Origin of the sequence: Ferrovibrio sp., assembly GCF_965278975.1 — a bacterium.
Classification (GTDB): domain Bacteria; phylum Pseudomonadota; class Alphaproteobacteria; order Ferrovibrionales; family Ferrovibrionaceae; genus Ferrovibrio.
Genome location: NZ_OZ257126.1, coordinates 2,277,171 through 2,299,182, shown reverse-complemented (window position 1 = coordinate 2,299,182; position 22,012 = coordinate 2,277,171). Strand labels below are relative to the sequence as shown.

General features: G+C 64.5%; 22 protein-coding genes. 12 read left to right on the top strand and 10 right to left on the bottom strand.

Going from position 1 to position 22,012, the window contains the following annotated elements:
* Positions 1 to 34: 34 nt before the first annotated feature.
* The 3 genes from ACQY7X_RS11080 to purD all read right to left on the bottom strand — a co-directional run bounded on the left by ACQY7X_RS11080 (position 35) and on the right by purD (position 3,550).
* Complete coding sequence (locus ACQY7X_RS11080; RefSeq protein ID WP_428249978.1) at positions 35 to 1,090, bottom strand: phosphotransferase; 1,056 nt, start codon at positions 1,088 to 1,090, stop codon at positions 35 to 37.
* Positions 1,091 to 1,093: 3 nt separating this feature from the next.
* The gene (locus ACQY7X_RS11075; protein WP_428249977.1) at positions 1,094 to 2,161 is read right to left on the bottom strand and encodes a phosphotransferase family protein; all 1,068 of its coding nucleotides are present in this window, start codon (positions 2,159 to 2,161) and stop codon (positions 1,094 to 1,096) included.
* A gap of 120 nt (positions 2,162 to 2,281) precedes the next feature.
* Entirely contained in the window at positions 2,282 to 3,550 is a 1,269-nt protein-coding gene (purD, locus tag ACQY7X_RS11070) for a phosphoribosylamine--glycine ligase (RefSeq protein WP_428249976.1), read from the bottom strand.
* A gap of 81 nt (positions 3,551 to 3,631) precedes the next feature.
* Here purD and xseA point away from each other — a divergent pair, with 81 nt between their 5' ends.
* From xseA to ACQY7X_RS11055, 3 genes are read left to right on the top strand one after another with little or no spacing between them, the layout of a single operon-like run.
* On the top strand, positions 3,632 to 5,086 hold the full coding sequence (xseA, locus tag ACQY7X_RS11065; protein ID WP_428249975.1) for an exodeoxyribonuclease VII large subunit: 1,455 nt from the start codon (positions 3,632 to 3,634) through the stop codon (positions 5,084 to 5,086).
* Positions 5,086 to 5,301: a DUF2093 domain-containing protein gene (locus tag ACQY7X_RS11060; RefSeq protein ID WP_428249974.1), complete on the top strand. Its 216-nt coding sequence runs from the start codon at positions 5,086 to 5,088 to the stop codon at positions 5,299 to 5,301. The genes xseA and ACQY7X_RS11060 overlap by 1 nt, the downstream gene beginning before the upstream one ends.
* Positions 5,302 to 5,303: 2 nt before the next feature.
* On the top strand, positions 5,304 to 6,140 hold the full coding sequence (locus tag ACQY7X_RS11055; RefSeq protein ID WP_428249973.1) for a M23 family metallopeptidase: 837 nt from the start codon (positions 5,304 to 5,306) through the stop codon (positions 6,138 to 6,140).
* A gap of 3 nt (positions 6,141 to 6,143) precedes the next feature.
* Here the strand turns inward: ACQY7X_RS11055 and ACQY7X_RS11050 are convergent, their stop codons facing one another.
* The 3 genes from ACQY7X_RS11050 to ACQY7X_RS11040 are packed head-to-tail and all read right to left on the bottom strand — an operon-like array spanning position 6,144 to position 8,553.
* Positions 6,144 to 6,890, bottom strand: coding sequence for an SDR family oxidoreductase (locus tag ACQY7X_RS11050; RefSeq protein ID WP_428249972.1), 747 nt, complete (start codon positions 6,888 to 6,890; stop codon positions 6,144 to 6,146).
* An 11-nt stretch (positions 6,891 to 6,901) separates the two neighbouring features.
* A complete protein-coding gene (locus ACQY7X_RS11045) occupies positions 6,902 to 7,588 on the bottom strand; it encodes an SDR family oxidoreductase (RefSeq protein WP_428249971.1) in 687 nt (228 codons plus the stop codon).
* Positions 7,589 to 7,605: 17 nt separating this feature from the next.
* Positions 7,606 to 8,553, bottom strand: coding sequence for a hypothetical protein (locus ACQY7X_RS11040; protein ID WP_428249970.1), 948 nt, complete (start codon positions 8,551 to 8,553; stop codon positions 7,606 to 7,608).
* 238 nt (positions 8,554 to 8,791) lie between these two features.
* Here ACQY7X_RS11040 and ACQY7X_RS11035 point away from each other — a divergent pair, with 238 nt between their 5' ends.
* From ACQY7X_RS11035 to ACQY7X_RS11020, 4 genes are all read left to right on the top strand, one after another.
* Entirely contained in the window at positions 8,792 to 9,142 is a 351-nt protein-coding gene (locus ACQY7X_RS11035; RefSeq protein ID WP_428249969.1) for an ArsR/SmtB family transcription factor, read from the top strand.
* Positions 9,139 to 9,894, top strand: coding sequence for a cation transporter (locus ACQY7X_RS11030; protein WP_428249968.1), 756 nt, complete (start codon positions 9,139 to 9,141; stop codon positions 9,892 to 9,894). Before ACQY7X_RS11035 ends, ACQY7X_RS11030 begins: the two co-directional genes overlap by 4 nt.
* Before the next feature lie 54 nt (positions 9,895 to 9,948).
* Complete coding sequence (locus tag ACQY7X_RS11025) at positions 9,949 to 10,146, top strand: hypothetical protein (protein ID WP_428249967.1); 198 nt, start codon at positions 9,949 to 9,951, stop codon at positions 10,144 to 10,146.
* A gap of 166 nt (positions 10,147 to 10,312) precedes the next feature.
* Positions 10,313 to 11,092, top strand: a complete 780-nt coding sequence (locus ACQY7X_RS11020) for a TerC family protein (RefSeq protein WP_428249966.1) — start codon at positions 10,313 to 10,315, stop codon at positions 11,090 to 11,092.
* A 23-nt stretch (positions 11,093 to 11,115) separates the two neighbouring features.
* Here the strand turns inward: ACQY7X_RS11020 and ACQY7X_RS11015 are convergent, their stop codons facing one another.
* The 3 genes from ACQY7X_RS11015 to ACQY7X_RS11005 all read right to left on the bottom strand — a co-directional run bounded on the left by ACQY7X_RS11015 (position 11,116) and on the right by ACQY7X_RS11005 (position 16,136).
* Positions 11,116 to 13,092, bottom strand: a complete 1,977-nt coding sequence (locus tag ACQY7X_RS11015) for an APC family permease (protein ID WP_428249965.1) — start codon at positions 13,090 to 13,092, stop codon at positions 11,116 to 11,118.
* A 122-nt stretch (positions 13,093 to 13,214) separates the two neighbouring features.
* On the bottom strand, positions 13,215 to 15,095 hold the full coding sequence (locus tag ACQY7X_RS11010) for a bifunctional sugar phosphate isomerase/epimerase/4-hydroxyphenylpyruvate dioxygenase family protein (protein ID WP_428249964.1): 1,881 nt from the start codon (positions 15,093 to 15,095) through the stop codon (positions 13,215 to 13,217).
* 321 nt (positions 15,096 to 15,416) lie between these two features.
* Positions 15,417 to 16,136, bottom strand: a complete 720-nt coding sequence (locus ACQY7X_RS11005; RefSeq protein ID WP_428249963.1) for a TetR/AcrR family transcriptional regulator — start codon at positions 16,134 to 16,136, stop codon at positions 15,417 to 15,419.
* Positions 16,137 to 16,298: 162 nt separating this feature from the next.
* Between ACQY7X_RS11005 and ACQY7X_RS11000 the strand changes: the two genes are divergently transcribed.
* The 4 genes from ACQY7X_RS11000 (at position 16,299) to ACQY7X_RS10985 (ending at position 20,162) form a co-directional block, all read left to right on the top strand.
* The gene (locus ACQY7X_RS11000; protein ID WP_428249962.1) at positions 16,299 to 17,201 is read left to right on the top strand and encodes a shikimate dehydrogenase; all 903 of its coding nucleotides are present in this window, start codon (positions 16,299 to 16,301) and stop codon (positions 17,199 to 17,201) included.
* A 56-nt stretch (positions 17,202 to 17,257) separates the two neighbouring features.
* Positions 17,258 to 18,262 carry a TRAP transporter substrate-binding protein DctP gene (gene dctP / locus ACQY7X_RS10995; protein WP_428249961.1) on the top strand — a complete coding sequence of 335 codons (1,005 nt, stop codon included), beginning with the start codon at positions 17,258 to 17,260 and terminating at the stop codon, positions 18,260 to 18,262.
* A 68-nt stretch (positions 18,263 to 18,330) separates the two neighbouring features.
* On the top strand, positions 18,331 to 18,849 hold the full coding sequence (locus ACQY7X_RS10990) for a TRAP transporter small permease (RefSeq protein WP_428249960.1): 519 nt from the start codon (positions 18,331 to 18,333) through the stop codon (positions 18,847 to 18,849).
* A complete protein-coding gene (locus ACQY7X_RS10985; RefSeq protein WP_428249959.1) occupies positions 18,846 to 20,162 on the top strand; it encodes a TRAP transporter large permease in 1,317 nt (438 codons plus the stop codon). Before ACQY7X_RS10990 ends, ACQY7X_RS10985 begins: the two co-directional genes overlap by 4 nt.
* Before the next feature lie 3 nt (positions 20,163 to 20,165).
* Here ACQY7X_RS10985 and ACQY7X_RS10980 read toward each other — a convergent pair whose 3' ends face one another.
* Positions 20,166 to 21,386 (bottom strand): MFS transporter, encoded by a 1,221-nt coding sequence (locus ACQY7X_RS10980; RefSeq protein ID WP_428249958.1) that lies wholly within the window; start codon positions 21,384 to 21,386, stop codon positions 20,166 to 20,168.
* A 120-nt stretch (positions 21,387 to 21,506) separates the two neighbouring features.
* On the opposite strand from ACQY7X_RS10980, the gene ACQY7X_RS10975 reads away from it, so the two are divergent.
* On the top strand, positions 21,507 to 21,983 hold the full coding sequence (locus tag ACQY7X_RS10975; protein WP_428249957.1) for a hypothetical protein: 477 nt from the start codon (positions 21,507 to 21,509) through the stop codon (positions 21,981 to 21,983).
* The last annotated feature ends 29 nt before the right edge of the window (positions 21,984 to 22,012 follow it).

Here is a 22,012-nt window from a genome sequence, read left to right as displayed (position 1 = left end):
GCGGGCATGACGGCGTGCTGTTATAGGAATATGCCTAGTCGTCGCCGCCGTCGACCAGGTTCCAGGCCTGGTTGGCGACGGAACGCACCACCGCCGCATAAGCCTTCACCGTCGGCGTTGCCGGGGCGCGTTCGCTGCCGCGCTTGTAGATGCCCTGCGCCATCACCGCGACACGGAACAACGCGAAGGCGAGGAAGAAGTTCCAGTGCGCGATGCCTTCCAGCCCACGCGCGGTGCAGTAGCTGGCGACATAATCATGCTCGCCCGGAATACCGGTATCGATGAAATCGATACCTTGCAGGCTGCCCATGCCGGGAATGGTGACACGGTAGGGCATGCAGTTGATCGCTAGATCGGCCAGCGGATGGCCGACCGCCGCCACATCCCAATCCAGCAGCGCCACCACGCGCGGCTCACTGGGATGGAATACCAGATTATCGATGCGGAAATTGCCATGCATCAGGCTGGTCATGCCATCCTGCGGCACATTCGCCGGCAACCAATCCAGCAGCCGTGTCATCGCACCGATATCCTCGGTGCGGTTGGCATTGTATTGCTGCACCAGGGCCGCCACCTGGCGCGACAGATAATCGCTGCCAGTGCCATTGGCCGGCAGACCGAGTGCGAGCGGATCGAGCTCATGCACCTGCGCCATGGCGCGAGCCATGGCTTCGTAGATGGCATGGCGCTGCTTCGCATCCATGCCTGGCAGATTGGGATCGCGGAAATGCCGCCCCTGGACATAATCCAGCAGATAGAACGGCGTGCCGATCACGGCTTCATCCAGACAGACCAGCTTCGGCTGGCCCATCGGCAGGCCGGCGGCATGCAATGCCGAGATCAGCGCATAATCACGGTCGATGCTTTCAACCAGCGTGCTGCCCTTCTTCGCCACCGCGCGCTTGCGCAGCACATGGTTCTGCCCCGGGCTATGCAGCAGGAAAGTAGGCGAAGCCTGACCACCCTTGAACTGATTGACCGTCAGCGGTGGGCGGAAATCAGCAAGATTGGCCTGCAGATATGCCGACAGCATGCCTTCGTCGAACCGGTGTTGCGGCTGCACGGGCATCAGTTCGGCGGGAAGGGCCATGGCTCACTTACCTCCAGTGAGCCTTTCCACCACCGCCCATGCAATCTCGGCAATCGGCTTGGCGCGCTTGCCGGATTCGATTGCATGCTGGCTGGCGGCGGTGCCGTCCTTCACCCGTCCCATGATCCCCTGCAGGATGCCGGCGATGCGGAACATATTGTAGGCCATATAGAATTCGAGATGCTCGATGCCGTCGCGGCCGGTGCGCTGGCAATAGCGGCGGCAATATTCGGCTTCGTCGGGGATGCCAAGGGCTGCGAAATCGACACCCTGGATGCCACGGAACACATCCGGCGCCAGGCGCCAGCTCATCAGGTGATAGCTGAAATCGCCCAAGGGATGGCCCAGCGTGGACAATTCCCAATCCAGCACCGCCACCACGCGCGGCTCGGTGGGATGGAAGATCATGTTGTCCATGCGGTAGTCGCCATGCACCACCGAGACCTCGTCGCCCGGCGGGATATTCGCCGGCAGCCACTCGATCAGCTTCTCCATCGCCGGGATATGCTCGGTTTCGGAAGCCTTGTACTGCTTGCTCCAGCGCGCGATCTGGCGTGCGAAATAATCGCCGGCCTTGCCGAAATCGCCCAGGCCCACGGCGTTGTAATCAACGCTGTGCAAAGCCGCGATAGTGCGATTCATGGCATCGAAGATCTGGCCGCGCTCGTCGCGGTTCAATTCCGGCAGGCGCTGATCCCAGAAGATGCGGCCCTCGACGCAATCCATCACATAGAAGGCCGTGCCGATGATGCTGTCATCCTCACACAGGGCATAGGCCTTGGCCACCGGCACATCGGTCTGGCCCAGCGCCTTGATCACACGGTATTCGCGATCCACCGCATGGGCGGATGGCAGCAGCTTGCCCGGCGGCTTGCGGCGCAGCACATACTTGCGCTCCGGCGTCACCAGCTTGAAGGTGGGATTCGACTGCCCGCCCTTGAACTGCTGCACGTCCAGGGGGCCGCGATAGCCTTCGACATTCGCCTTCAGCCATGCCTCAAGCTGGCCGACATCGAAGCGATGCCGTTCCTGCACGGGCATGGTACCGACGAAACGTTCCTGTTCACTCATTCAATATCCCCCCCTCGAGGCCAGGGCTACGATAGCCAAGGCAGCGGCAGGCGCGCAACCATCTAACCGTCTCGCTGCACGCAGGGAAATTGTTAGTTTGCGCCCAATTTCATGCGCGAGTCAGGCTTTCTCACGGGCGATGGCACGCCAGCCGATATCGCTGCGGCAGAAACCATCGGCCCAGCGTACATGCTTCACCGCCGCATAGGCGCGCGCCTGTGCATCGGCCACGCTGCCGCCCAGGCCGCAGACACCAAGCACGCGCCCGCCATCGGCGATCACCGCGCCATTTGCGCCCGGCCTGGTGCCGGCATGGAACACCTGCGCATCGGGTTCCTTCGCTGCCGCATCCAGACCCTCGATCACGCCGCCCTTGGCCGGTTCACCGGGATAGCCCTTGCCGGCCATAACGACGCAGAGCGCGGCTTCATCGCGCCAGCGCAGATCGAAGTCCTTGAGCTGGCCCTCGCGCGCGGCGATCAGCGCCGGCAGCAGATCGGATTTCAGCCGCAGCATCAGTGTCTGACATTCCGGGTCACCGAAACGCACATTGTATTCCAGCAGCTTCACGCCCTTGTTGGTGAGCATCAGGCCGGCGAACAACACGCCCTTGAACGGCATGCCTTCCGCCTGCATCGCCGCCACGGTGGGATTGACGATGCTGTCCATCACCACGCGTTGCAGTTCCGGCGTCAGCGCCGGGGCCGGCGAGTAGGCGCCCATGCCGCCGGTATTCGGCCCGGTATCGCCATCGCCGACGCGCTTGTGATCCTGCGCCGAAGCCAGCGGCAGCGCCGTCTGGCCATCCACCAGGGCGAAGAAGCTGACTTCCTCGCCATCGAGGAATTCCTCGATCACCACTTCGGCACCCGGCACCGCGAACAGGCTTTGCAGCGGTTCCAGCGCCTCGTCCAGGGTCATCGCTACGGTCACACCCTTGCCGGCGGCAAGGCCATCGGCCTTCACCACGATCGGCGCGCCATGCTTGCGGATATAGGCTTCGGCCGGGGCCAGTTCCTTGAAGCGGCCATAATGCGCCGTGGGGATGCCATACTTGGCGCAAAGGTCCTTCATGAAACCCTTGGAGCCTTCGAGCTGGGCGGCGGCGGCATTGGGGCCGAAGCAGGCGAAGCCGGCGGCCTCCAGCTTGTCAACCAGGCCGGCGACCAGCGGCACTTCCGGGCCAACCACCACGAAGTCGATATGTTCGTCGCGGCAGAGTTGCAACATGCCGTCGAGGTCCAGCACCCCGACCGGGCGAACCTGCGCCACCTGTGCAATGCCGGCATTGCCCGGCGCGCAGACCAGCTTGTTGACCAGCGGCGAGGCGCTCAGGGCCCAGCACAGGGCATGCTCGCGGCCGCCCGAACCCACCACCAGCAGATTCATCTCGATTCACCCGTTGTTCGGCAACTATCGGAAAGGCGGCAATCTTTGTATCATGGCCGCCGTATTGGCAAGGCTTGCAGCATGAGCGATTCACCGGAAACCGGCCGTGGTTCAGACGGACGGGGCAATGTGCCGGAATTCACCGTTACCGAACTGTCCCTGAAGCTGAAACGCAGCATCGAGGAGAGTTTCGGCTGGGTGCGGGTGCGCGGCGAGATTTCCGGCTTCAAGCGCGCTGCTTCGGGCCATCTCTATTTCGCCCTCAAGGACGCCGATTCGCTGCTCGATGCGGTGTGCTGGAAGGGCCAGGCGGCGCGCCTCGGTGTGCGGCCTGAAGACGGCATGGAAGTGGTCTGCTCCGGCAAGCTGACATCCTATCCCGGCCGCTCGAAATACCAGATGGTGGTCGAGCGCATGGAACTGGCGGGGCTGGGCGCCCTGATGGCCCTGCTGGAACAGCGCAAGCAGAAGCTGGCCGCCGAGGGCCTGTTCGCCGCCGAGCGCAAGCGCCCCCTGCCCTACCTGCCGCGCGTCATCGGCGTGGTCACCTCGCCCACCGGCGCGGTGATCCGCGACATCCTGCATCGTCTGGCCGACCGTTTCCCGACCCGCGTGCTGGTCTGGCCGGTGCTGGTGCAGGGCGAAGGCGCCGCCGAGCAGGTGACCCGTGCCATCCAGGGCTTCAATGCGCTGCCAAAAGACGGACCCGTGCCGCGCCCGGACCTGCTGATCGTGGCGCGTGGCGGCGGCAGCCTGGAAGACCTGATGGCCTTCAACGAGGAAAGCGTGGTGCGCGCGGCAGCCGCCAGCGCGATCCCGCTGATCTCTGCCGTGGGCCATGAGACCGACACGACCCTGATCGACTACGCCTCCGACCGCCGCGCGCCGACGCCGACGGCGGCCGCCGAAATGGCCGTGCCGGTGCGGCTCGATCTGCTGCAGAGCCTTGCCGGCCTGGATGAGCGCCTGCGCCGTTCGGTAGCGCGCATCGCCGGCGACAAGCGGCGGCAACTGGAATTGCTGCGCCGGGGCTTGCGTGATCCGCGCGAGCAACTGGCGCAGATGCAGCAGCGTTTCGACGATCTGGCCGAGCGGCTGCGCCATGCCTTGCGCACCGGCGTTGCCGCCAAGCGCGCCCGCATGGAAGTGCAATTCGCCAAATTGCAGCCGAAGCTGCTGCTGCGTGAGACCCGCGACTACCGCCGCCAACTGGACGAACGCACCCAGCGGCTGCGGCGCGCGACACAGCAACGCACCGAACTGGCCGCCCGCGCCTTGCAGCAGCAGGCCAAGCTGCTGGAGAGTTTGAGCTACCGCAATGTGCTGGCGCGCGGCTATGCCGTGATCCTGGACGACCAGGGCCGCGCCGTGCAGGGCGTGGATGCCCTCAATCCTGGCGCGGCAGTGAGCATCGAACTGCGCGATGGCCGCCGCAATGCGATCATCGAGGGTGAAGCGGGCAGGCCGGCAACGCGAAAGACACGGGGCGACGCCCCCGGGAGCAGCAAGCCGACCAAGCAGGAGGAACTGTTCTGATGGACATGCCATTCAATCCGCGCGACGGCGAAGCCAAGCTGCGCTACGGCGATGCCGGTTTCCAGGTGCTGGTGCCGGGGCGTTATGTAATTTGTGCAGTCACCGGTATGCGGATTGATATCGAGCGGCTGAAATACTGGAGCGCCGAGCGCCAGGAAGCCTATGTCAATGCCAATGCCGCACTGCAGGGCATGCGCGGCCAGCGGATCGACTGATCATGCGCTGGCTAATGGCGGCTCTCATGCTGCTGGCCTTGCCGACCTGGGCGCAGGCCAACAATCAAGCCCCGGCCAATCAAGCACCTGCTGGCATCGAATGGCGTGGTGATTTCAGCCAGGGCGGGCTGGTGCAGGGCCGCGCCGCGCCGGGCCTGAAACTCAAACTCGGCGAGCGCGAAGTGCCGCTGGGACCGAATGGCGAATTCGTGTTCGGCTTCGGCCGCGACGAGCCGGCGGAAGCACCGCTCAGCATCCGCGCCGCCGATGGCCGCGAAACAAAATTGACCTTGAGCATCGCCAAACGGCAATACGACATCCAGCGCATCGACGGCCTGCCGCCGGCGCAGGTGACGCCGCCAGCCGAATTGCTGGAACGCATCAAGCGCGAGAATGCCAGGATCGCCGCCGCGCGGCAGATCAATTCACCGCGCCTGGATTATCTCGGCGGCTGGGTCTGGCCAGCAGACGGCCCGGTGAGCGGCGTCTATGGCAGCCAGCGGATTCTGAACGGTGAACCGCGCCAGCCGCATTTCGGCCTCGACATCGCCGCCCCCACCGGCACGCCGGTGCGCGCCTCCACTGCCGGCGTCGTCACCTTCGCCGACAAGGATGTGTATTACACCGGCGGCACCGTGATCATCGACCACGGCCACGGCATCAACGGCGCCTATTCGCATCTCTCACGCGTGGATGTGAAGGTCGGCCAGACGGTAAAGCAGGGTGAGCAGATCGGGGCCGTGGGCGCCACGGGCCGTGCGACGGGGCCGCATCTCGACTGGCGTATGAACTGGTTCGATGTGCGCCTCGACCCGCAGCGGCTGCTGCCGCCGCGCTAGACCTTAGCGCCCGCCGGCGACGTCCAGAATCGCGCCGGTGACGTAGGAGGACTTTTCCTCCATCAGCCAGATAATGGCTTCCGCCACTTCCTCAGCCGAACCCGAGCGGCCCAGCGGCACCGTGGGGCCGAGGCGGTCGGCGCGGTCCGGCTCGCCGGCCGAGGCATGGATTTCGGTTTCGATGATGCCGGGGCGGATGGCGTTGACGCGGATGCCTTCCGGCCCGAGTTCCTTGGCCAGGCCGAGGGTCAACGTGTCGATGGCGCCTTTCGAGGTGGCGTAATCGACAAACAGATTTGGCGAGCCGATACGGGCGGCAGCCGACGAGAGATTGACGATCACACCGCCCTTGCCGCCCCGGCTTTTCGCCATGCGGCGCGCTGCCTCGCGGGCGCAGAGCACCGAACCAAGCACGTTGGTATCAAACACGCGGCGCAGGCGTTCCAGGCTCATATCCACCAGATCGGCGGTGGGCGCCACCACGCCGGCATTGTTCACCAGGCCATCGATGCGGCCGAAGGCTTTCTCCGTGGCTTCGAACATGGCGACGACATCGGCTTCGCTGGCTACATCGCCCTTGATCGCGATGGCCTTGCCGCCGGCGGCCTTGGCTGCCGCGACGGTTTCATGTGCCGCCTTGGCATTGCTGGCATAATTGACGCCGATGGCCCAGCCGCGCCTGGCGGCCAGCATCACCACGGCGCGCCCGATGCCTCGGCTGCCGCCGGTAACGAGAATGATCTTGCTCATGGTCGAGATCCCTACCAGGCCAGTTCGGCGCCATCGTAATTGAAGAACCTGCCGCTATCGGCAAGCGTGGCACGCGCCACCACAGCGGTAAGCCCGGCAACGCTTTCCTGCACCGAGATATCGGCGCCGGAGCCGCCCATATCGGTGCGCACCCAACCGGGATGCGCCACGATGGCTGTAATGCCCTGCGGCTTGAGATCCAGCGCCAGCGCATGCATCGCCGCATTCACGCCGGCCTTGGATGAGCGGTAGACATAGGAGCCGCCGCCGCTCAAACCGATGGAGCCCATGCGGCTGGAGATGGTGAGAATCTTGGCGTGATCGGCGAGCTTGAGATTGGGCAGCAGGCTCAGCGCGACTTTCATCGGCGCGGCGATATTGGTGGCCAGCACGCGGCGGTAGCTGTCGAAATTGCTGATGCTGAGCGCCGCGTCGCGGTCGCCATAGATGCCGGCATTGTTGATCAGCAGGTCGATGGCATGGCCCTTGAGTTTCGCCGCCACGGCATCCACCGCCGCATCATCGGTGACATCCAGGCGCTCGATGCTGACATTGCCGCCGGCGCTGAGCGAGGACAGAGCCGTAGCGGTATCCGGCGCGCGCACGGCAGCGATCACCTGCCAGCCCAGGCCGGCATAATGCTTGGCGAATTCCAGGCCGATGCCACGGCTGGCGCCGGTGATGAACACGGTAGGCATGGGGCGTTTCCGATCCTCTAGCTGGGGCCGCTATGGGCAAGCTTCTTATACAATGGATAGAGCAGGCCGGGCAGCATGTACATTGGCAACTGGCCCATGGCGAAGAACACCACCATGTCGAATTCCGCCTTGTCGGCCAGCGCCACCATCACCAGGCCCATGTTGCAATTGCCGGTGAGCAGCGCCAGCGTCGCCGAAGCCGGGCGGCCAAGGCGGAAGATCAGGCGGCCGACGCCATAACCCAGGGCCTGCAGCGACAGGTTGGCGATGAAGGCAGCAACAGTGGTGAGCGCGACATAGCCGGGGCTCTGCAGCATCTTGTCGGTGACGCCGGCCATGATGGCGACGGCGAACAGCACCAGCACCAGCACCGACATGCCATCCAGCAGCCGCGCCTTTTCGATACGCCAGGCCGGCGATGTGACCTTGCGCAGCACCAGGGCGGCAACGAAGGCGCTGCCGACCAGCAAGGCCAGCCGCGCCATGAATTCCGGCAGCGACATCTCCACCTGGATCCCGAGCAGGATGAAGGCGAGTGGCGGCAGGGTGAGCGGCACCAGGGCCGTGGACAGCACGATGATGATGACCGCCAAGGCCGCATCGAGGCCGAGGATGAAGGAGATCGCGGCGGCCGAAACGATCGGCGGCGCGGCAGCCATCAGCACGATGGCGGCATTCAGCGCCGTGGGCAGGCCGAAGGGCTTGAGCGCGAACAGCATCAGCACCGGGCTCAGCAGCAGCAGGAAAGCCAGGATGGCGACGATCAGCACGGGCCGGCGGCCATAGGCCTTGAAGGCCTGCCAGTCCAGCCGCATCAGCGCCAGCGTGAGCGGGATCAGCAGCAGCGGCACGAAAAGCGGCCGCACCAGATCGGCCAGCCAGGGCAAAGCCAGCCCCACCAGCACGCCGCCGAACATGAAGCGGGTGGCATGGCGGCCGATGAAATCGAGGGCGGCACTCAGCATGAAACAGCGACGGGCAGTGTTTCACGTGAAACAAGAAGCGAACATATTCCCGGAATAGGCATACAAGCCTTTGATTTTTCTTGTGCGAGCGGCGAGACTGCCCAGCGATTCATTCGCCTACGGCTGATTCCAAGCATAACCCAGCCGTGGAACGGCGCAAGAAACCGCTTGACTTAAACACTTCCATATTTCAATATTTGTTTAAATGAAAGATCATCTCCACATAACCGACCCTGTCGTGACCGGCAAGACGGCGCCGCCAACCACCGAAGCACCGCCGGGCTTCGATGCCGTGATGACTGCCGAGGTGGCCCAGCTGGCCGATATCTTCCATCTGCTGGGCGATCCCTCGCGCCTGCGGTTGCTACTGGCCTGCCTGTCGCGGGCCTGGCCGGCCACCGAGCTTGCTGCCTATTGCGGCCTGTCGCCTCAAGCCGCCAGCCATCACCTGCGGCTGCTGAAAGCCGCCCGCCTGGTACGCGCCGAACGCGATGGCCGCTCCATCCGCTACACCGCCGCCGACGACCATGTGCGCCACATGCTGCGCGACATGATCGAACATATGGCGGAAGAAAGGGAGACCCCATGAGCGCGCATCACAGCCATGAGCATGATCATGGGCACACCCATAGCCACGGCCATGGCGATGCCTGCGGCCATGACCACAAACATGACCACGGGCACACGCATGAAGCGCCGCGCGTTCAGGCCGGCTGCTGCGACCACGACCATGCGCTGCATAACCACGGCGAGGGTGCGCCGCGCCGCGCGCTGATCATCGCGCTGGCGCTGAATGCCGGCATGTTCGTGGTGGAAATCGGCGCCGGTATCGCCGCCGGTTCGACCTCGCTGCTCGCCGACTCACTCGACTTCCTGGGCGACGCGGCGAATTACGGCCTGAGCCTTGCCGTGCTGTCGCTGACCCTGACCTGGCGTGCCCGCGCCGCCCTGGTGAAAGCGGCTTCCATGGGCCTGTTCGGCCTGTGGATTCTCGGCACCGTGGTGTGGCACCTGCTGCAAGGCACCAGCCCGGAACCGGCCACCATGGGCGTGATCGGCGTGCTGGCCTTGGCTGCCAACCTCGCCACCGCCTGGGTGCTCTATGCGCACCGCAACGGCGACAGCAACATGCAGGCGGTGTGGCTCTGCACCCGCAACGACGCGCTCGGCAATCTGGCGGTATTGGGGGCGGCGGGCGGCGTATGGCTGACCGGCGGCAGCAACTGGCCCGATCTGCTGGTGGCTACCTTCATGGCCAGCCTGGCATTGCATGCCGCCTGGCGGGTGCTGCGGCTGGCCAGCAGCGAACTGAAAACTGTGAGCGGCGTCACGCAGCATTGACCTGTCACCGCAAAGTAATTTGCGCCGGCGCAATCGCCGTGTCAGGGTAAGGCCATGAGCAGCATCGCTTCCATTGGTTCTTCCGGCGGTTACACCCCGGCTTCCGCTACCACCGGCCTCAGCGCCGGCACCACGCCCAACGCCGCCCAGGCCCAGGCTGTGGCCAATCTGGCGCAGATTTCCGCCGCTCTTAGCCAGTCGCTCGGTGCCCTGGCCAGCGGCGTCGGCGGTTCTGTGGATATTTCGGCGTAAATTCGCCGAATCCCCTCTTGCAACCCGGCGGGCTGTGTTTATATACGCCCCACGTCCGGGCCCCTCTGGTCGCTGCGCGGGAGCAGCGGTGATGTCGGACGCTAGGAATCCGACCTAGGGCCCTTATCCTCCCGCCGGGACCAATCCCATGGATTTTTCGATCTTTATGCAACCCGCGGCTCTGCTGAGCCTCGGTGGCCTCATTGCGCTTGAACTGGTGCTGGCGGTCGACAACCTGATCTTCATCACTATCGTCACCAGCCGCCTGCCCGAGGCGCAGCAGCCCAGCGCCCGGCGCTGGGGCCTCAGCCTGGCGGTGATCACCCGCCTGATGCTGCTGTTCTCGGCGGCCTGGATCATCACCCTGACCCAGCCCTGGTTCACCATTTTCGGCGAGGAAATCTCTGGCCGCGACCTGATCCTGATCGGCGGCGGCCTGTTCCTGATCTGGAAGGCGACGATGGAGATTCACGAGCGCGTGACGCCATCCCATGCCGACGAACTGGACGAGCCCGGCGCCAAGCCGCAGCCGAAGCGTACCCCGGCCTACTGGCCGACCATTGGCCAGATCATGATCCTGGACGTGGTATTCTCGCTGGACAGCGTGATCACCGCCATCGGCCTCACCCGCCACCTGGAAATCATGGTGGTGGCGGTGCTGGTTTCGGTCGTCATCATGATCGCCGCCGCCGAACCGCTGGCGCGCTTCGTTAAGCGCAACCCGAATGTGGTGATGCTGGCGCTGTCGTTCCTGGTAATGATCGGCATGGCGCTGGTAGCCGAGGGCATGGACATCACCGTGCCGAAGGCGATCATCTATGCTGCCATGGGCTTCTCGGTGGCGGTCGAGGCACTGAACATGCTGTCGCGCCGCGCCAAGCTGAGCCAGCCCTTCCGTGACATCCGCGAGGATGACAACAGGGCCCAGGACAAGCCGCAGGCGTAAGCCTGCGGCACGGTCCCCGCTCCCTAAATGCGCATGGGCAGGATGACACAGGCCTGCCCGCGCAGATGCAGACGGCGCTGCAAGGTCAGCGCCGTTTCGTTATGCAGCAGACGGGTCAGCAGGTTCTCGCGGTGGAACAGCAGTTTCGCTGCGAAGAACACGGTGTTGGGATAGCGCGCCAGCACATCGCCGGAAAGCTTGTCGAGCAATTCCACCGGATCGGTACCGAAATCCTGCACCACTTCGGCGGCCAAGCCATGGCGGGCGCACCAGGTGATGAAACGCTGCATGCGTTTCTGCGTCTCGGCACGCAAAGCCTCGATCTTGGCCTCGCCGCGGAACTGCTCGGCATCAATCTCGCCCACCGTGATGAACACGATGTTGCGGAACTGCTTCGGGAATAGAGCCAGCGCCGCCAGCAAGGTATGCATCGCCATGCCATCGGCGGAGCCGACGAAGAAGGCCGCCGTGCGTGCCTTCGGGTCCGCTGGCGGAGATTCCACCGGCGTGGCATCGCGGGTATCGACGAACAGCGTGTCGGCCTCTTTAAGCTGCGCCTTGACGCCCAGATAATGCCGCCGCGTCAGCAGGCCGGCGACGATCAGCAGGCCGGTAGCCAACACCGTGAGCCAGGCGCCGTGCAGGAATTTCTCGAACACCGTGACCACCAGGATGCCGCCGGCAACCAGCAGGCCGAGGCCGGCCTGCAGCAGCTTCATGCCGGCACCACGCTCATGCCAATGCAGCAGCCAGTAGCGGCACAGCCCGAACAGGCAGAGCGAGAAGGTGAGGAACACATTCACCGAATAGAGCACCACGAGCAGATGCACCTTGCCATGGGTGACCCAGAGCGCGGCCAAAGCGGCGCCACCCATCATCAGCACGCCATTCTGCGTCACCAGACGGTTTGAAAGCTGGCTGAACTGGTGCGGCACCCAGCGATCCACCGCCATGTTGGCCAGCACCGCTGGGCCGCCGAGGAAGCCGGTATTGGCGGCAACGAACAGCAGGGCAGCGGCAAAGATCAGGGTGAGCGTGAGGCCAATTGAGGCAATGCCGGAACCGGCACCAAAGGCCTCTTCCAGCACGGCGCTGAAGGCCACGGCATTCAGCGTCTGGCCCGGCTGGGGCTGCACGTTCCACAGCAGGTAGAGCACGATCAGGCCCGCTGCCGTGAAGGCCAGCGACAGCGCCATGTAGAGCATGGTGTAGCGGCCGGTCTCGATGCGCGGCTCGCGCAGCATGTTGACGTTGTTCGACACCGCCTCGATGCCGGTATAGGTGCCGCCGCCCATGGCAAAGGCGCGCAGCAGCAGGGCGGCAACGCCGATCCAGCCGATTTCGCGGGTGAGGTCGCTGGTCTCGGTCAGCGTATCGGGCAACAGGGCCGGCAGCGCGGCCGCATGGGCGATGATGCCATAGAGGATCAGCGCCGCATGGGTGACCAGGAAGCCGAGGAACAGCGGCACCAACAGCGCGATCGGCTCCTTCATGCCGCGCAGGTTCAGCACCATCAGCAGCATGACGATGAGGTATTCGGACGGCAGCTTGTAGGCCTGCCACTGCAGCGGCAGCAGGCTGAACAGGGCATCCATGCCGCTGGCCGCCGAAATCGCGATGGTGAGGATATAGTCGACGATCAGGGCGCAGCCGGAAACCAGGCCGGCATAAGGCCCGATCAGTTCGGTGGCAACTTTGTAGCCGCCACCGCCGGACGGAAACAGCTCGATCACCTGATTATAGGCGAAGGCAATGATGAACACGGTAACCGCCGTCGCCACCGCCAGGTAGAGCGCCAGATGGGTATGGCTGCCGAGCGCCAGGAAGGCTTCCTCCGGGCCGTAATTGGCCGAGGAGAGACCATCGGCGCCAAGGCCGACCCAGGCGAGGAAGGCGACCAGCGCCATATGGCTGCGGGTGCCGGGCGCCAAGGGATCAAGCGGCGCACCGAGGAACAGGCGTTTCAGCCCGGCAAGGCTAAAGACGGAAGGATTGGGCATGGGAGGCGGCTGGGGTCCGATCGCGGATAGGCGGAATTTCCACCCGTTTCCCGCGATGGTCAAGCCGACAGCACATAAAGAAGTGGTTATGCACCCTACGGTACGGCGTCATACTTTGCGCCCTACGGCGCGGGTGCTGCGATATGGCGTTTCTGGGCGGCGATGCGGAACGGCGCATTGGCGGCGCCATAGCCGGCATAGCCGCCGCGCTGGATGATCTCGAAGAAGAAGCCGCCGCCGACATTGGGGCCGTAAAGCTGGAAATACTCACCGGCCTCGTCGCGGTCATAGAGAATGTTGCCATCGCGCAGGCGGTCGAGCAGATCGGGATCAAGGCCGAAGCGGGCCTCAAGGTCGTCATAGTAATTCGGCGAGAGTTTCAGCGCCGCGAAGCCGTTGCGCTTGAGGTCGGCGGCGGTGGCAAAGATATCGTCCGTGGCAAACGCCACATGCTGCACCGAGGAACCGAAACGCTCGGCAAGGAAATGCCCGGCAAGGGTGCGGTCATTCTCCGCGCCGTTCAGAGTCAGCCGCAGCGTGCCGGTGCCATTCTCGATCACCTGGCTGCGTACCAGGCCGGCGGGATCGACGATATCGACCGGCTGCGTCTTATGGGTGGCGAACAGCGTGGTATAGAACAGGATCCAGGTGAGCATTTCCTCATGCGGCATGGTCTGCGCCACATGATCGACGCGGGTGAGCCCGGCATCCGCCGGCGCCGCCGCATCGGCTTCTGGAATGAATTCGATATCCCAGACGCGGGCGAGATCACCCTTGCGGTCAAGGAAATGCAGCAGCCCGCCACCGACGCCCCGGATCGCCGGGATGCTGAGTTCGCCCGGCGCCACTGCCTGTTCGAACAGCGCCGCGCCAAGCTGCCGTGCGCGAGCCAGCGTGGCGGTGGCATCCTCGACACTCAAGCCGATATCGCAGACCGCCGTGCCATGCAGCAGGTAGGAGGCATGGGCGAAGCCTTCCGGCTCGGTGTTGATCACCAGGTTGATGCCGCCCTGGCGCCACCAGGCAACATCCTTAGTGCGGTGCCGCCCGGCGCGGCGAAACCCTAAGCTATGGAACAATGCCGCCAGGCTGGCGGCCTCGGTCTCGGAGGCTGCGAATTCAATGAACTCGACCCCCTCCACCGCGATCCGATCCGGCATCGCCGGCACATCATAGGCAATGCCGGGTTCATGGCGGCGCACCTGATCCATCAGCGCCACCAGCGAACGCCTGCCATCCTGGGCGATCTGGCGCGGCGGCGTGCCGCGGAACTGGTCGTTGAAGATTTCCAGCGACAGCACGCCGTCATAGCCCGTGGCGGCTACGGCACGCATGAAATCCTGCACCGGCAGATCGCCCTGGCCCGGCATGTTGCGGAAATGCCGGCTCCAGTAGAGCAGGTCCATGTCAATACGCGGCGCATCGGCAAGCTGCACGATGAAGATCTTGTCCTTCGGGATGGCACGGATCGAATTCGGATCGAGGCGGCGTGACAGCGTGTGGAAGGAATCCAGGATCAGGCCGATATTGGCATGGTCGGCGCGGCGCACGATCTCCCAGGCATCGCGATGGTCGTTGATATGGCGGCCCCAGGCCAGTGCCTCGTAACCGACGCGCAGGCCACGCTTCGCCGCCCGCTCGCCCAGTTCGTGGAAATCCGCCGCCGCGCGGTCGATGCCGCCCAATGAGAGCGGCGAGATATTCGAGCAGACCAGCATCAGGCTGGTGCCCATTTCCTGCATCAGGTCGAATTTGCGCTCCGCACGGTCAAAGGCGCGGGTGCGTTGCGGCTCGGGCAGGCCCTCGAAATCCCGGAAGGGCTGGAACAAGGTGATCTCCAGCCCGGCATCGCGCACCATGCGGCCAACCTCGTGCGCCGAACCATCCTGGGCCAGGAAGTCATTCTCGAAAATCTCCACACCCTGGAAGCCTGCGGCGGCGATAGCCTGCAGCTTCTCGGTCAGCGTGCCGCTGATCGACACGGTGGCGATCGAGGTTTTCATCCCCTGTCCTCCCATGGCCCATGTGCCTCCATGCATCGCAGGGCCAAGATGTCGCCTGCGACTCATGTACGAACTGGTTCGTACACAGGATGGCGGCGAAGCCCGCCGGGGTCAAGCCGGGAATTGCGGGATGGGGTGGGACGCAGATCGTGAAACCGTCATGCCCGCGCAAGCGGGCATCCCATTTCAGCCTCGCCATTTATGCCGACCAAATGGGATACCCGCTTGCGCGGGTATGACAGCTTATAGTGTGGCGGCCGCAGGCGATGCCGGAGAGGAATCTCCAGGGTCAAGCCCGGGGATGACGATGCGTTCGAGTGGCTAACTGTCCCGCGCGGATTTCAGCACGTTGCGCAGCACCATCTCGACGGTCTGTTCGCGCAGCGCCGCCTGGGCCTTGCGGGTGCCGAGATCGGTGCGGAAGATTTTCGAAAATGTCGCGCGGTTCGAGACATTGAAGAAGCATAGCGCGCTGATCTGCCAATGCAGGTCGATGGCGGTGAGGCCCCTGCGGAACAGGCCCTCCTTGACGCCGCGCTTGTAAACCCGCTCGACTTCGCCGATGGCGGAAACATTGAGTTCCTGGATCGCTTCCGAGCGCGCCAGATATTCCGCATGGTGAATATTCTCGATCATCACCAGGCGGATGAAATCGGCATTGGCGCCATGATGATCGAAGGTGAATTCCACCAGCTTGCGCAGTGCCTCGATCGGCGGCAGGTGCTCCAGATCCAGAGTCGCCTCGGTCTGGCGCACCTTGCGGTAGGATTCTTCCAGCGCCGCGATATAGAGGCCTTCCTTGTCCTTGAAATAGTAATAGATCATGCGCTTGGATGAGCCGGTCTTGGCCGCGATCTCATCCACGCGCGCGCCGGCCAGGCCCATGCGGGCGAATTCCTCGGTGGCGACTTCCAGGATGTTGAGCCGCGTGGCCTCTGGATTGGGAGTCCGTGGTGGATTCGGGCTGCGCTCCGCCCCCTCGGACTTGGCCGCCGCCTTGCCCGCCACTTTGCCTGTTTCCCCAGCCTTTTTGGCCGTCATGCTCCTGCCCTTTGCAGTCCGGCAACTTACCCATTGCGCGGACGAACTAGTTCGTACATAGTCCCGGCAAGCCGGAATCTTAGCTATCAGATAGCGTGATTCCCGGCGCCGTAACAGGCTCGTGACGCCAGAGCGTTAAGCGGGCCGCAGGGAGGCAACGGCGTGACTGCGCTGGAATCCATGGCCCGGCCAAAGCCGGCAGGCGGCAATGTAGCCGTGCTTGTCGGCTTGATCGGCCACGGCATCGGCGCCTCGCGCACGCCCTACATGCATGAAACCGAAGGCCGCCGCCTGGGGCTGGACTATACCTATCGCCGTATCGACCTGGCCGAACTGCCTGGGGATACGCACCTCGCCGACTTGCTGGCCGACCTGTTGAACCGGGCCGAGGCCGAGGGCTTTCGCGGCCTCAACATCACCCATCCGGCGAAGCAGGCGGTGATCCCGCTGCTGCATGAACTCTCGCCGGAAGCCGAGGCCATCGGCGCCGTGAACACCGTGGTGTTCAGGCAGGGCCGCCGCCTGGGCTACAACACCGATTGCTGGGGTTTTGCAGAAAGTTTCCGCCGCAGCCTGACCCAGGCACGCCGCGAACGCGTGCTCCTGCTGGGCGCCGGCGGCGCCGGTCTGGCGGTGGCGCGCGCACTGCTCGATCTTGGCGTGCCGCAGATTTCGGTATTCGACACCGAACCGGCACGGGCGGCAGCCCTGGCCGAACGCTTCGGCGCGGCGCGGATAGAACCCGTGAGCGATGCCGAAACCGCCCTGCACCGTGCCGACGGCGTAGTGAATGCCACCCCCATCGGCATGGCGAGCTATCCCGGCAGCCCGATCCCGCTCGGCTGGCTGAAGCCGCGCCATTGGGTGGCGGACATCATCTATTTCCCCGCTGAAACCGCGCTGTTGCAGGCGGCGCGCGGCCTCGGCTGCACCGTCTTGCCGGGCGCCGGCATGGCGATCTTCCAGGCGGTGAAGGCGTTTGAACTGTTCAGCGGCATCGCGCCGGACGCGGATGCGATGACACGGCATTTCCTGGCGGCCGGAAAGGCGCTGGGCACCGAATAGCTTACCTGTTCAGTCAGTTCATGCTTACCCACGAACCATAAAAAACGGAGGAAACAATGCACAGCAACACCACTCGCCGGCGCTTCCTGGCCGGCACCGCAGCCGTTGCCGGCCTGGCCGGCTTGCCAACCATCGTCTCGCGCCAGGCCGCCGCCCAGGCGAAGCCGAAGCTGCGCTTCTCGGCGGTGTTCTCGGAGCAGGATATCCGCGCCGAGATGATGAAGAAATTCGCCGAAGGCGTGGCCGGTGACTTCGTGTTCGAAGGCTATTACGGCGGCAACCTGTTCAAGCAGGGTACCGAGCTGGTGGCCTTGCAGCGCGGTAACCTGGAAATGGGCAATATCGCCCCGCAGGATATTTCCAAGCAGATCCCGGCCTGGTCGATCCTCACCGCCGCCTACCTGTTCCGCGATGCCGACCATCTGGCCAAGTTCTTCGCCAGCCCGGCCGGTGCCGAGATGAAAGCGATGACCGAGGACAAGCTTGGCGTGCGCATCCTGGGGCCGACCTATTTCGGCGCCAGGCAAGTCGGCCTGAAGCCGAACAAGAAGATCAACACCCCGGCCGATCTTGCCGGCATCAAGCTGCGCATGCCGCCGGGCGAAGCCTGGCAGTTCCTGGGCGAGTCGCTGGGTGCAAACCCGACCGCCATGGCCTATGCCGAGGTCTATACCGGCCTGCAGACCGGCGCCATCGATGCGCAGGACAATCCGCTGCCCAATGTCGAGAACATGAAGTTCTACGAAGTGATGTCGCAGATCGTTATGACCTCGCATCTGGTCGGCTTCGACCTGCTCACCGTCTCCTCGAAGGTATGGAGCGGCATGAACGCGGCGCAGCAGAAGAACTTCCAGGCCGCCGCCGATGCCGCCATCGACTTCTCGACCAAGAAGCACCAGGGCCGCGAAAAGGAACTGGTGGACTTCTTCAAGAGCAAGGGCGTGCAGGTCTATGAACCGGATCAGGCTGCCTTCCGCAAGCATGCGCAGCAGAAGTACCTGGCCTCCGATCTGGCCAAGGACTGGCCGAAGGGTATGGTGGACCGTATCAACGCGCTGTAAAGCGCGCGCGGCCCGGGCCTTCGGGGGAGGGTCCGGGCTGCTTCCGGTTTCCGGTTTAGGGGTGGAACATGCATGACATTCTGAAAAGCTGGGGCGGCTTCCTGCACCGCCGCGCCGAGAACCTGCTGGCGGCGATGCTCGGCGTGATGTTCGTGCTGTTCCTGATGCAGATCGTGTTCCGCTACCTGCTGAACATGAAGACCGGCTGGACCAACGAGGCCAGCACCATCCTGTGGCTGTGGCTGGTGCTGTGGGGCGCCGCCTTTGTGCTGCGCGAGGATGAGGAAATCCGCTTCGACCTGTTCACTGGTGCCGCCGGCCCGAAGGCGCGCCGCGCCATGCTGCTGCTGTCTGGCGGCGGCCTGCTGCTGCTCTATGGCGCGTCGCTGCCGGCCAGTGCCGATTATGTGCTGTTCATGAAGGTGGAAAAAACCGCCTATCTGAAAGTGCGCTTCGACTGGCTGTTCTCGATCTATGTGATCTTCCTCATCGCCGTGCTGGTGCGCTACCTGTGGCTCTGCGGCCAGGCGGTATGGGGCCGCGCACCTGACGCCATCGACCCGACCAAGACGGTATCCGGCGTATGAACCTGACCAGTCCCTTCTCGCTCAGCCCATTCTCGCTCAGCATCGTCATCATGACCGTGCTGGCCTTCCTCGGCCTGCCGATCGGCCACGCCATGATCGCCGGCTCGATCCTCTACCTCTGGATGGCCGGCCTGGATATGGGCACCGCCGCCGAACAGCTGCTCAACGGCATGTATTCCAACTACATCATCCTGGCGGTGCCGCTGTTCATCCTGGCCGCCGAGCTGATGAATATCGGCTCGATGACCGAGCGTCTGCTGCGCTTCTGCGATGCCATCGTCGGCCGCTTCCGTGGCGGCCTGGCCCAGGTCAACGTGCTGCAGAGCATCATCTTCGCCGGCATGTCCGGCTCGGCCATCGCCGATGCCGCCGGCACCGGCAAGATGATGCAGCAGATGATGACGGCCAACGGCAAATACCGCGCCAGCTATGCCGCAGCCCTCACCGCCGTCACCGCCGTGATCGGGCCGATCATCCCGCCTTCGATCCCGATGATCCTCTATGCCCTGGTCTCCGATGCCTCCATTGGCTTCCTGTTCCTCGGCGGCGTGATTCCCGGCCTGCTGATGGCCGGCGCGCAGATGCTGATCGTCGGCATCCAGGCGCGGCGCGGCAATTTCCCGGTGGAGCCGCCGACGCCCTTGCGCGACTTGCCGCGCATCACCTGGCAGGCCCTGCCCACGATCATGATGCCGGTGGTTCTGCTCGGCGGCATCTACAGCGGCATCACCACGCCGACCGAAGCGGCCGCAGTGGCGGCAGCCTATGCGCTGGTGATTTCCGTGGTGCTCTACCGCAGTGTCTCTTGGCGCGATTTCTATGGCTCGGTGCTGGCCAGCGCGCGCACCTCAGCCTCCATCGGCATGCTGATCGCCGGCGCTCTGGTGTTCAACTATGTAGTGACGGTGGAGAATATCCCGGAGAGCATAAAAGTATTGCTCAATGCCTGGGACCTGAGCCCGACCACCTACCTGATCCTGGTCAATATCCTGCTGCTGATCCTGGGCTGCCTGCTGGAAGGCACCACGATCCTGCTCGTCGTGGTGCCGGTGCTGATCCCGACCGCCAAGGCCCTGGGCATCGACTTGGTGCATTTCGGCGTGGTGGTGGTGGTAAACATCATGCTGGGCCTGATCACGCCGCCCTATGGCCTGCTGCTGTTCGTGATGACGCGCATCGCCGAAGTACCGATCCGCGATATCGTACGGGATACGCTGCCCTTCCTGTTCGCCATGGTGGCCGCGCTGGCGCTGATCACCTTCGTGCCGGAAACCGTGCTGTGGCTGCCGCGCCTGCTCGGCTATCAGGGGTGACGGCTACTGCTCGCGGCGGCTGACCGCGAACCAGAAGGCGCTGGCGGCCAGCAGGCTAAGGCCGAAGATCGCCCACAGCACCGGGCCGTAGCTGTCGCCGGTTTCCCACAGCAGCGCGGCAGCCGTCGGCCCCACGGCGGCGGCGATGCTGCCGGGCAGGGCTATCGCGCCGTTGATGGCGCCATAGCCCTGGCGCCACAGCAGATCCGGCACCGCCGTGCCGCGCACGATGGTCATGCAGCCATTGGCCAGGCCATAGAACAGCGTGAAGCCGAACAGCAAGATGGCGCCGCCGCCGCTGGGCAACAGCAGCAGCACGGCAAACGGAAACACCGTCACCACCACCCGCCCGATCACCGCCGCATTCATCGGTGGCAATGCCAGCAGCGCGATACGCCCCAGCACCTGGCAGGGACCGATCACCGCGAAGATCGCCACCGCCAGGGCCTGCGGCACGCCACGCTCGGCAACCAGCGGGAAGTAATGGAAGGTCAGAGAAGACGCCATCATGTTGAAGGCCGTGAAGCTGACCAGCAGGCCCCAGAAAGCCGGATGGCGCAGCGCCCGCTGCATCGGGCCACGGCTTTCCGGCAGTTCAGGCGTCACATGCACCGGTGCCGGCGGATTGGACACGACGCGGTCGCGCAGCCAGAAGGCATGTACCGGCAGGCAGACCAGCAGATTGCACGCCGCCAGCGCCAGTAGCGCATCGCGCCAGCCGAGCCAGTGGATGAAAAAAGCCGTCAGCGGCACGAAGATGGTGGAAGCCAGACCGCCGAGCAGCGTGATGATGGTGATGCGGCGGCGGAAATTTTCCGGGAACAGCCTTGTGACCACGGCAAACACCGGATCGTAAAGCGTGAAGGCCTTGGTGGCACCCAGCCCGATCCAGAGCGCATAGAAGGCCCAGACTTCCTCCACCTGCGACCAGGCAACGAACATCAGCGAAGCGACCAGTGAGCCGACACTCATCAGCAGGCGGCCGCCATGGCGGTCGATCAGCCGGCCGACCGGATAGGCGCAGAAGCCGCCAACCAGGGAACCGACCGACAATGCGCCGTTGAGCGTGGCACGGTTCCAGCCCAGCGCCTCTTCCATCGGCACCACGAACAGCGCGAAGCCGTAATAGATCGTGCCCCAGGAAATCATCTGGGCGAAGGACAGCGCCATCACCAGCGGCCAGCCGTTATGGCGGAAATTCGTGGGCTCTGGCCGGGGCGACATGGTTCCCGGCAATAATCCTGGCCCCAGCTATCGTCAAGCGCCCGCCAACCACAAGCGCCTCTTGGCGGCAGCGGGATGAAAGCGTACATTATACGGGTCAATGCCAACCGGAGGCCGACCATGCTGCGCCGCCATTTCCTCTCCAGCTTCGCTGTTGCCACAGGCAGCCTTGCCGCCATGCCGGCCGGGGCGATGTCGCTGGAACCGGCGCCCGCGCATCTGCGGCTGGGCGTGCCGGCGAGCGAGGGCTCGCTGGACTGGAGCCTGCTGACCACGGCCGGCGAGACCCGCTTCCGCGACGGCGAGATGAGCCGCTTCCCTGCTGCGCTGCGTGAATTGAATCAGACCGAAGTGACACTGACCGGCTATATGATGCCGTTCAGCGATGCCAAGGCCCATAGCGAGTTCCTGCTCGGCGGCATGCAATTCCACTGCTCCACCTGCATGATGGGCGATCTCTCGCGCATCGTCGCGGTGCGTGCTGCTGCGCCGGTCGCCGCCAGTGCCGGCCCGCTCACGATCCAGGGCAGGCTCAGCCTGATCGAGCAGGACCAGTCGCCGCTTTACTTCCGCCTCGACGGCGCCCGCGCCGCGTAAGCTCTTCCCAGGCCCGCCATGTCCATCGA

Coding starts and splice junctions, on each gene's coding strand:
- ACQY7X_RS11075 (WP_428249977.1), bottom strand. CDS start 2,161: ATGAGTGAACAGGAACGTTTCGTCGGTACCATGCCCGTGCAGGAACGG.
- ACQY7X_RS11025 (WP_428249967.1), top strand. CDS start 9,949: ATGAGCAGCATCGCTTCCATTGGTTCTTCCGGCGGTTACACCCCGGCT.
- ACQY7X_RS10980 (WP_428249958.1), bottom strand. CDS start 21,386: ATGTCGCCCCGGCCAGAGCCCACGAATTTCCGCCATAACGGCTGGCCG.
- ACQY7X_RS11010 (WP_428249964.1), bottom strand. CDS start 15,095: ATGAAAACCTCGATCGCCACCGTGTCGATCAGCGGCACGCTGACCGAG.
- ACQY7X_RS10990 (WP_428249960.1), top strand. CDS start 18,331: ATGCATGACATTCTGAAAAGCTGGGGCGGCTTCCTGCACCGCCGCGCC.
- ACQY7X_RS11045 (WP_428249971.1), bottom strand. CDS start 7,588: ATGCCTACCGTGTTCATCACCGGCGCCAGCCGTGGCATCGGCCTGGAA.
- ACQY7X_RS11030 (WP_428249968.1), top strand. CDS start 9,139: ATGAGCGCGCATCACAGCCATGAGCATGATCATGGGCACACCCATAGC.
- ACQY7X_RS11060 (WP_428249974.1), top strand. CDS start 5,086: ATGGACATGCCATTCAATCCGCGCGACGGCGAAGCCAAGCTGCGCTAC.
- ACQY7X_RS11050 (WP_428249972.1), bottom strand. CDS start 6,890: ATGAGCAAGATCATTCTCGTTACCGGCGGCAGCCGAGGCATCGGGCGC.
- ACQY7X_RS10975 (WP_428249957.1), top strand. CDS start 21,507: ATGCTGCGCCGCCATTTCCTCTCCAGCTTCGCTGTTGCCACAGGCAGC.
- ACQY7X_RS11020 (WP_428249966.1), top strand. CDS start 10,313: ATGCAACCCGCGGCTCTGCTGAGCCTCGGTGGCCTCATTGCGCTTGAA.
- purD (WP_428249976.1), bottom strand. CDS start 3,550: ATGAATCTGCTGGTGGTGGGTTCGGGCGGCCGCGAGCATGCCCTGTGC.
- ACQY7X_RS11055 (WP_428249973.1), top strand. CDS start 5,304: ATGCGCTGGCTAATGGCGGCTCTCATGCTGCTGGCCTTGCCGACCTGG.
- ACQY7X_RS10985 (WP_428249959.1), top strand. CDS start 18,846: ATGAACCTGACCAGTCCCTTCTCGCTCAGCCCATTCTCGCTCAGCATC.
- ACQY7X_RS11040 (WP_428249970.1), bottom strand. CDS start 8,553: ATGCTGAGTGCCGCCCTCGATTTCATCGGCCGCCATGCCACCCGCTTC.
- xseA (WP_428249975.1), top strand. CDS start 3,632: ATGAGCGATTCACCGGAAACCGGCCGTGGTTCAGACGGACGGGGCAAT.
- dctP (WP_428249961.1), top strand. CDS start 17,258: ATGCACAGCAACACCACTCGCCGGCGCTTCCTGGCCGGCACCGCAGCC.
- ACQY7X_RS11015 (WP_428249965.1), bottom strand. CDS start 13,092: ATGCCCAATCCTTCCGTCTTTAGCCTTGCCGGGCTGAAACGCCTGTTC.
- ACQY7X_RS11005 (WP_428249963.1), bottom strand. CDS start 16,136: ATGACGGCCAAAAAGGCTGGGGAAACAGGCAAAGTGGCGGGCAAGGCG.
- ACQY7X_RS11080 (WP_428249978.1), bottom strand. CDS start 1,090: ATGGCCCTTCCCGCCGAACTGATGCCCGTGCAGCCGCAACACCGGTTC.